Origin of the sequence: Streptomyces sp. NPDC059371, from assembly GCF_042751995.1 — a bacterium.
Lineage (GTDB): Bacteria > Actinomycetota > Actinomycetes > Streptomycetales > Streptomycetaceae > Streptomyces.
In genome coordinates this window covers 74,012-81,720 of record NZ_JBHYXD010000015.1, presented here as the reverse complement: position 1 = coordinate 81,720, position 7,709 = coordinate 74,012, and the positions used below count along the sequence as shown (strand labels likewise).

5 protein-coding genes are annotated in these 7,709 nt (G+C 73.1%); 3 read left to right on the top strand and 2 right to left on the bottom strand.

Features of this window, described 5'->3' with window-relative positions:
* Positions 1-162 precede the first annotated feature (162 nt).
* Both ACFXGX_RS11755 and ACFXGX_RS11750 read right to left on the bottom strand, forming a co-directional pair.
* Positions 163-1,206 (bottom strand): zinc-dependent alcohol dehydrogenase family protein, encoded by a 1,044-nt coding sequence (locus tag ACFXGX_RS11755; protein WP_384788383.1) that lies wholly within the window; start codon positions 1,204-1,206, stop codon positions 163-165.
* A gap of 42 nt (positions 1,207-1,248) precedes the next feature.
* A complete protein-coding gene (locus ACFXGX_RS11750) occupies positions 1,249-3,681 on the bottom strand; it encodes an MMPL family transporter (RefSeq protein WP_384788380.1) in 2,433 nt (810 codons plus the stop codon).
* Positions 3,682-3,846: 165 nt separating this feature from the next.
* On the opposite strand from ACFXGX_RS11750, the gene ACFXGX_RS11745 reads away from it, so the two are divergent.
* From ACFXGX_RS11745 to ACFXGX_RS11735, 3 genes are all read left to right on the top strand, one after another.
* Positions 3,847-4,521, top strand: a complete 675-nt coding sequence (locus tag ACFXGX_RS11745) for a TetR family transcriptional regulator (protein ID WP_384788378.1) — start codon at positions 3,847-3,849, stop codon at positions 4,519-4,521.
* 584 nt (positions 4,522-5,105) lie between these two features.
* Positions 5,106-5,345: a heavy-metal-associated domain-containing protein gene (locus tag ACFXGX_RS11740; RefSeq protein WP_384788375.1), complete on the top strand. Its 240-nt coding sequence runs from the start codon at positions 5,106-5,108 to the stop codon at positions 5,343-5,345.
* Positions 5,346-5,437: 92 nt separating this feature from the next.
* Entirely contained in the window at positions 5,438-7,690 is a 2,253-nt protein-coding gene (locus ACFXGX_RS11735) for a heavy metal translocating P-type ATPase (RefSeq protein ID WP_384788372.1), read from the top strand.
* Positions 7,691-7,709 lie beyond the last annotated feature (19 nt).

Sequence of the window (7,709 nt, the reverse complement as noted above, 5' to 3'; positions counted from 1 at the left end):
CGCGCGCCTGGCGCGCGCGCCGCGTCAGCTGGGGTCCGGCGCCCCGCGCCGCCGCAGCCCTCAGGCCGCGGGGGGGGGCGGGCTGGCGCGGGGCGATGACCCGCGCCGCGCCGGGCCGGATCACCGTGACCCCGGCCCCTCACCCGCCTCGGCCCGGCGGCCTCACGCCCACGGCTCGACGACCGTCACGCCCCGGCCCGGAGCGGACCCCATGGCGGCCAGGGCGGACGGCGCCGCGTCCAGCGCGATGGTGGAGGTCACGAGGAGATCCGGGCGGAGCACTCCGGCACGGACCAGCTCCAGCAGGGGCGGGTAGGCGTGGGCCGCCATCCCGTGGCTGCCCAGGAGTTCGAGTTCGAGGGCGATCACCCGGGCCATCGGGACCGGGGTGAGACCCGTCGGTGAGGGCAGCAGGCCGACCTGGACGTGCCGGCCCCGGCGGCGCAGGCTGTCCACCGAGGCCGCGCAGGTGCCCGGCGATCCGAGGGCGTCCAGCGACACATGCGCGCCTCCGCCCGTCAGTTCACGGACCGCCCGCGCCGGGTCCGCCACGGCGGAGGCGTCCACGCACTCCGCCGCCCCGAACCTCCGTGCCAGACCGAGCGCCGCGGGGGACACGTCGACGGCCACGACGCGTGCGCCGGAAGCCGCCGCGATCATCACCGCCGAAAGACCCACGCCCCCGCAGCCGTGCACCGCGACCCACTCCCCCGGAGCCACCCTCCCCTGCGCGACCACCGCCCGGAACGCCGTGGCGAACCGGCAGCCCAGCGAGGCCGCCGTAGCGAAGGACAGCTCCGCCGGCAGCGGGATCAGGTTCACCTCGGCGTGGTCGAGCGCCACGTACTGGGCGAAGGAGCCCCAGTGCGTGAACCCCGGCTGGGTCTGCCGCTCGCACACCTGCTGGTCGCCCGCCGCGCAGGCGGGACAGCTTCCGCAGGCACAGACGAACGGGACGGTGACCCGGTCGCCGGGGCGATGGCCGCTCACCCCGGCGCCCACCGCCTCGATCACCCCGGCCAGTTCGTGGCCGGGCACGTGCGGCAGCGTGATGTCCGGGTCGTGGCCCATCCAGCCGTGCCAGTCGCTCCGGCACAGCCCCGTGGCCTCGACCCGCACCACCACCCCGTGCTCCGGGGGCACCGGGTCCGCCACCTCCCGGACCTCGGCCGGCTCCCCGTACCGCTCGAAGACCACTGCCCGCATCGGCTCCCGCCCTCCACTCGGAGATCAGCTCCCGCGGAAACGCTAGCGGCGCGCCTCTGCCGTGTCCCGGGCGGACTCCGCGTCCGGTTCCTCCGGCACGTCCGGTTCCTCCGGCACGTCCGGGGCCGGCTCCGCCTCGGACACCTTGTCCGGGGACGGCTCGGCGACCCGGGACCCGGTGTCCGGGGACGGCTCGGCATCCCGGACCGGCTCGGTGTCCGGAACCGGCGCCGGCGGTTCCGACTCGCTGAGGCCGAAGCGGTCGTGGAAGCGGCGCAGGGGTCCCGGCGCCCACCAGGTGGCCCTGCCCGTCAGGCGCATGACCGCCGGGACCAGCAGGCTGCGGACGACCATCGCGTCCATCAGGACGGCCAGTGCGACGCCCAGTCCGAGCATCTTGGTGTTGGCCACCCGGGAGGTGCCGATGGCGACCATCACCACCGCGAGGATGACCGCCGCCGCGGTGATCAGCCCACCGGTGCGCTGGAGTCCGAAGCGGACCGCCTCCCGGTGGTCGCCGGTGTGGTCGTACTCCTCCTTGATGCGGGAGAGGAGGAATACGCCGTAGTCCATGGAGAGGCCGAAGGCGACGCAGAACATCAGGACCGGGAGGGTCGTCTCGATCGAACCGGAGCTGGTGAAGTCGAGGAGGCCGGAGAGGTGGCCGTCCTGGAAGACCCAGACCACGGCACCGAACATCGCGGTCAGACTGAGCGCGTTGAGCAGGACCGCCTGGATCGGGATCAGCACGCTGCCCGTCAGCAGGAACACCAGGAACAGCGTGACGATCGCGATGAAGCCGGCCGCCCACGGGAGCCTGTCGGCTATCGCGTGCTTGGAGTCGACCAGGACGGCCGCCGTGCCGGTCACGGAGGTCTTGAACGGAGCGTCGGCCGCCCGGAGTTCGCCCACCAGTCGCTGGGCCCCCTCGTCCACGGCCTCGCCCTTCGGCAGTACCGAGAAGTAGGCGGCGTCGCCCTTCACCAGCGGGCCGTCCACGCGCAGCACCTCGGGCAGGGCGGCGATCCGCTCGCGGTACCGGGCGTACTCCGTCTCCGTGGCGCTCCCCTCGGCCAGGATCTCCAGAGCGCTGCCCGGGCTGCCGGGAAAGCCGTCGCGGATGTGCTGCTGCACGATGTGCGACTCCGCGCCCGAGGGGAGCTGCCGGTCGTCGGCCGTGCCGAACTTCACGCCCAGGAAGGGCAGTCCGAGAACGATGAGGCCGGCCGTGGTGGCCACCGCGAAGAGCGGCGCCCTGCGCATGACGAGTGAGGCCGTGCGTCCCCAGAGGGCCCCGCCGTCGGCCGGGTCCGGCCTCCCGCGCCGGAACAACCGCCGCAGATCGAGGGAGTTCACCCGGTCGCCGAGGAGCATCAGTGCCGCGGGGAGCAGGATCAGGGCGGCGGCCGCGGCGAGCAGCACGACGGCGATGCCCGCGTAGGCGAAGGAGCGCAGGAAGTACTGCGGGAATACGAGCATCGCGGCCAGCGACACGGCGACCGTGAGGGAGGAGAAGAGAACGGTCCGGCCCGCGGTGCGCAGGGTGACACCGATCGCGGCGCGCGGCGGTGCGCCGGCGGCCAGTTCCTCACGGAACCTGCGGACGATGAACAGGGCGTAGTCGATGGCGAGACCGAGGCCGAGGGCCGTCGTCAGGTTCATCGCGAAGACCGAGACGTCCGTGACCTCGGTGAGCCCGCGCAGCACGGCGTTGGTGCCGAGGATCGCGATGATCCCGACGCCGAGCGGGAGCAGGGCCGCGACGGCGCTCCCGAAGACCATGACCAGCAGCAGGAGGGTCACCGGAAGGGCGATCATCTCGGCCCGGGTGAGGTCCTCCTTGATGGTCGTCTGCATCTCGTGGCGTACGGCGACCGGTCCGCCGACCTCGACCTCGACGGGCCCGCTCTCTCCTCGGTAGGAGGGTGCGATGCGGTCCAGGGTGCGGGCCGCGGCCGTCTCGTCGCCGGTGAGCCGGGCGGCGATCAGCGCCTCGTGGCCGTCGCGGGCCTTCAGCGTAGGGGACGGGGTCTGCCAGTACGAACCGACGCCGGTGACGCCGGGCTCGGCGGCCAGACGTGCCGCGATCCGCCGGGCCTCCGCGGCGACCGCGGGGTCGTCGACCGAGGCCTTGCCCGCGTCGAGAAGGAGCAGCAGGTTGGGCTGTGAGGCGGGGAACTCCCGCTCCAGGGCCTTGGTCGCGTACGTGGACTGCGCGCTGGGGTCCTCCCAGCCGCCGCTGCCCAGCCGGTCCGCGACTCCGCTGCCGGCGACCACGGCGAGCGCGGTCAGCAGAAGGGCGACGAGCAGGGAGAGCCGTGGGCGCGCGGTCACGAACCGGGTCCAGCCGCCGAGGCGGGCACCCCCGTCCGTACCGCCGCCCGAGTCCGTACCACCGCGCTCGGCCCCCTGCTCGCCCCGGCTCCCGCCGGGCTCCGTAGCGGGCCCGGCGTCCGCGCCGTCGACTTCGGACATGATGCGGTGTCCCCTTCACCGTGACCCGATGACCCGCATCCGTGCAGGCATCATGGATCGCCCATTGCCATAGACTGGCAAACACGAGACGTCGCTCGCGTTTTCCAAGAATGCGAGTGACCGCTCGTATTTGTCAATCGTGTCCCGAGAAGCTGGGGATGACCCGTGCCCGAGAAGCAGCAGACCGAGGAGTCCCCGGAGCACCGGCAGCCGGCCGAGGAGAAGCCGCGCCGCCGTCAGGCCCGCGGCGAGCGCCGCGTGGCCCAGCTCCTGGAGGCGGCGGCCTCGGTGTTCTGCCGGACCGGCTACACCGCGGCGAGCACCAACGCCATCGCCCGCGAGGCCGGCGTCTCGCCCGGCACGCTCTACCAGTTCTTCCCGAACAAGGAGGCCATCGCGGTCGGCCTCAGCGACCAGCTCCTCGACGACTGGGCCCGCTCGCACGGGCAGGCGCTCGCCCAGGAGAACGCCGGCCTCCCGCTGGACCGGATGCTCGACGCGGTCCTCGACCCGCTGATCGAGTTCAACGTCGAGCACCCGGCCTTCGCCGTCCTGATGCACGGTGCCGACACCCCGGGAGTGATCGTCGAGGAGATCGGTACGCTGCACGGCACGCTCCTCGCCCGCGTCGAGGAGATGATCGGGGCCCGCCTGCCGGACCTGCCGGCCGACGAGCGCACCCGCACCGCGAACATGGCGGTCCATCTGTTCAAGGCCGGTCTCACCCTGGTCATGTCCCACGAGGGCGCCGAACGGGACGGCTACATCGCCGAGCTGAAGACGGTCATGCACCGCTATCTGGAGCCGCTGCTCGAGAGCGGATCGCCCGCCGGACACTGAGCCGCACCGAGCCGCACCGAGCCGCGCCGGGCGGGTCGGCATCAGCGCTCCGGTCCGCGACATCCAGAACATCCAGGACATGTGCCATAAGGTTCGGACAAATCGATCAGCGATCCGCGGCATCGATCCGTCCGCGCGCCCGCGCCACGCACCCCGGGGCCGCCCCGACGCCGGAACGCGGATCCCCCGTCCGAGCCCGCGGGCCGCCCCCGAGGGACAGAGGGATGGCCGTGACCCAGAATCAGCCACCGGACACCCCCCGGGCCCGCGTCCCCGGACCGCAGCAGCCCCCACCGCCGCGTCCCCGCCGGCCTCTGGAAGCGCCGCCTCGGCATCGGAGTGACCCTCTGGGCACCGGCCGCGGCCGTCGCGCACGCCACGAGGGGCATCACACCGCCGCCGACACTGATCCTGCTGCGCGCCGATACTCCTGCTGCGCGGGCACACTCGTCGGCGCACCGCGACGTCACTTGGATAAATACCCCCTAGGGGTATAGTGTGGTGAGCATCGAGGGGAACCCTGGGTTCCCAGGGATCCCTCCCGTGCACGCACACCCCAGAACGCCTCGATGAGGAGTAACGCCATGACCGCCCAGACCGGCACCCCGGGTTCCGTCACCACCGTGTACAAGGTGAGCGGCATGAGCTGTGGACACTGTGAAGGCTCCGTCAGCGGCGAGATCTCCGCGATCCCCGGCGTGAGTTCCGTGAAGGCGGTCGCCTCCACCGGCGAGGTCACCGTCGTCTCCGCCGCCGCGCTCGACGAGGTTGCCGTCCGCGCCGCCGTCGACGAGGCGGGCTTCGAGCTCGTCGGCCCGGCCTGAGCGAACCCCCGCAGCTCTCCTTCTCCTTACCGGGCCGTGCCGACCGGCTGATACCGGCTCCGCGCGGCCCGGCCCCTTCCTGGAGCCGCACCATGACCACCGCAGCACCCGAGACGCCGATAGGCACGCCCTCGGAGATCGAACTCTCCATCGGCGGGATGACCTGCGCCTCCTGCGCGGCCCGCGTCGAGAAGAAGCTCAACCGCATGGACGGCGTCAGCGCCACGGTCAACTACGCGACCGAGAAGGCCAAGGTCTCCTACCCCGAGGGGGTACGGGTCGCGGATCTGATCGCCACCGTGGTGAAGACGGGCTACACCGCCGAGGAGCCCCCGCCGCCCGCGCCGCCGTCACCCCCCGGGCAGGAGGCGCCCCCGGCCGACGACGATCCCGAGACGGCCGCCCTGCGCGAGCGGCTGACCGTCTCCGCGGTGCTCGCCCTGCCCGTGGTCCTCATGTCGATGATCCCGGCCCTCCAGTTCGACAACTGGCAGTGGCTCTCCCTGACGCTCGCGGCGCCCGTCGTGGTCTGGGGCGGGCTGCCCTTCCACCGGGCCGCCGCGACGAACGCGCGGCACGGCGCGGCCACCATGGACACCCTGGTCTCGGTCGGCACCCTCGCCGCGTTCGGCTGGTCCCTGTGGGCGCTGTTCTTCGGCGACGCGGGGATGCCGGGCATGCGGCACGGCTTCGAGTTCACCGTCTCCCGTACGGACGGCGCCTCCGCCCTCTACCTGGAGGTCGCCGCGGGGGTCGTCGCGTTCATCCTGCTCGGCCGCTTCCTGGAGGCCCGCTCCAAGCGGCGCGCGGGAGCGGCTCTGCGGGCGCTGCTGGAACTCGGCGCCAGGGACGTCGGCGTCCTGCGGGACGGCCGTGAGGTCCGCCTCCCCGTGGCGCAACTGGCCGTCGGCGACCGCTTCGTCGTACGGCCCGGCGAGAAGATCGCCACCGACGGCACCGTCGTCGAGGGCGCGTCGGCCGTGGACGCGTCCATGCTGACCGGCGAGTCGGTACCGGTGGACGTGGGCGTCGGGGACGCCGTCACCGGTGCGACCGTGAACGCCGGGGGCCGGCTCGTCGTCGAGGCCACCCGGATCGGCGCGGACACGCAGCTCGCGCGGATGGCCCGGCTCGTCGAGGACGCGCAGAACGGCAAGGCCGAGGTACAGCGGCTGGCCGACCGGATCTCCGGGGTCTTCGTGCCCGTCGTCCTGCTCCTCGCGCTCGGCACGTTCGGGGTCTGGATCACGGTCACCGGGGACACGGTCGCGGCCTTCACCGCCGCCGTCGCGGTGCTGATCATCGCCTGCCCGTGCGCGCTCGGCCTGGCCACCCCGACCGCCCTGATGGTCGGCACCGGCCGGGGCGCCCAGCTCGGCATCCTGATCAAGGGGCCCGAGGTCCTGGAGTCCACCCGCCGTGTCGACACCGTCCTCCTGGACAAGACCGGCACGGTGACGACGGGCCGCATGAGTCTGCACGAGGTCCACGTCGCCGAGGGGCGGGCCGAGGAAGACGTCCTGCGGCTCGCGGGAGCCCTGGAACACGCCTCCGAGCATCCGGTTGCCCGAGCGATCGCGGCAGGCGCTCAGGAGCGCGTCGGTGACCTTCCGGCACCGGAGCACTTCGAGAACGTGCCGGGCCGGGGCGTGCGCGGGCGGGTGGCCGGCGTCGAGGTCACCGTCGGCCGGTTTCCCGGGACGCTGCCGGGAACGCTTGCGGACGCGAAGAACACGGCCGAGGCGGCGGGCCGTACGGCCGTCGTGGTCGCGCTGGACGGCACGGCGGCGGCCGTGCTGGCCGTCGCCGACACGGTCAAGGAGACCAGCGCCGAGGCCGTACGCGAACTGCGGGACCTCGGGCTCACGCCGATGCTGTTGACCGGGGACAACCGGGCGGTCGCCGAGGCCGTGGCGCGGGAGGTCGGCATCGGCCCCGCCGACGTGATCGCCGAGGTGCTGCCCGAGGACAAGGTCGCCGTGGTCGCGCGGCTGCGGGGCGAGGGACGCGTCGTCGCGATGGTCGGCGACGGGGTGAACGACGCGGCGGCGCTCGCCACCGCCGATCTGGGCCTCGCGATGGGCACGGGGACGGACGCGGCGATCGAGGCGAGCGATCTGACGCTCGTGCGCGGGGATCTGCGGGTGGCCGCGGACGCGATCCGGCTGGCGCGCGCCACATTGTCGACGATCAAGGGAAATCTGGTCTGGGCCTTCGGCTACAACGTGGCGGCACTTCCGCTCGCCGCCGCCGGCCTGCTGAATCCCATGATCGCGGGGGCCGCGATGGCCTTTTCGTCCGTTTTCGTGGTCACGAACAGCCTTCGACTGAGAGCATTCGCGTGACGACAGAGCCTGAGTCCCC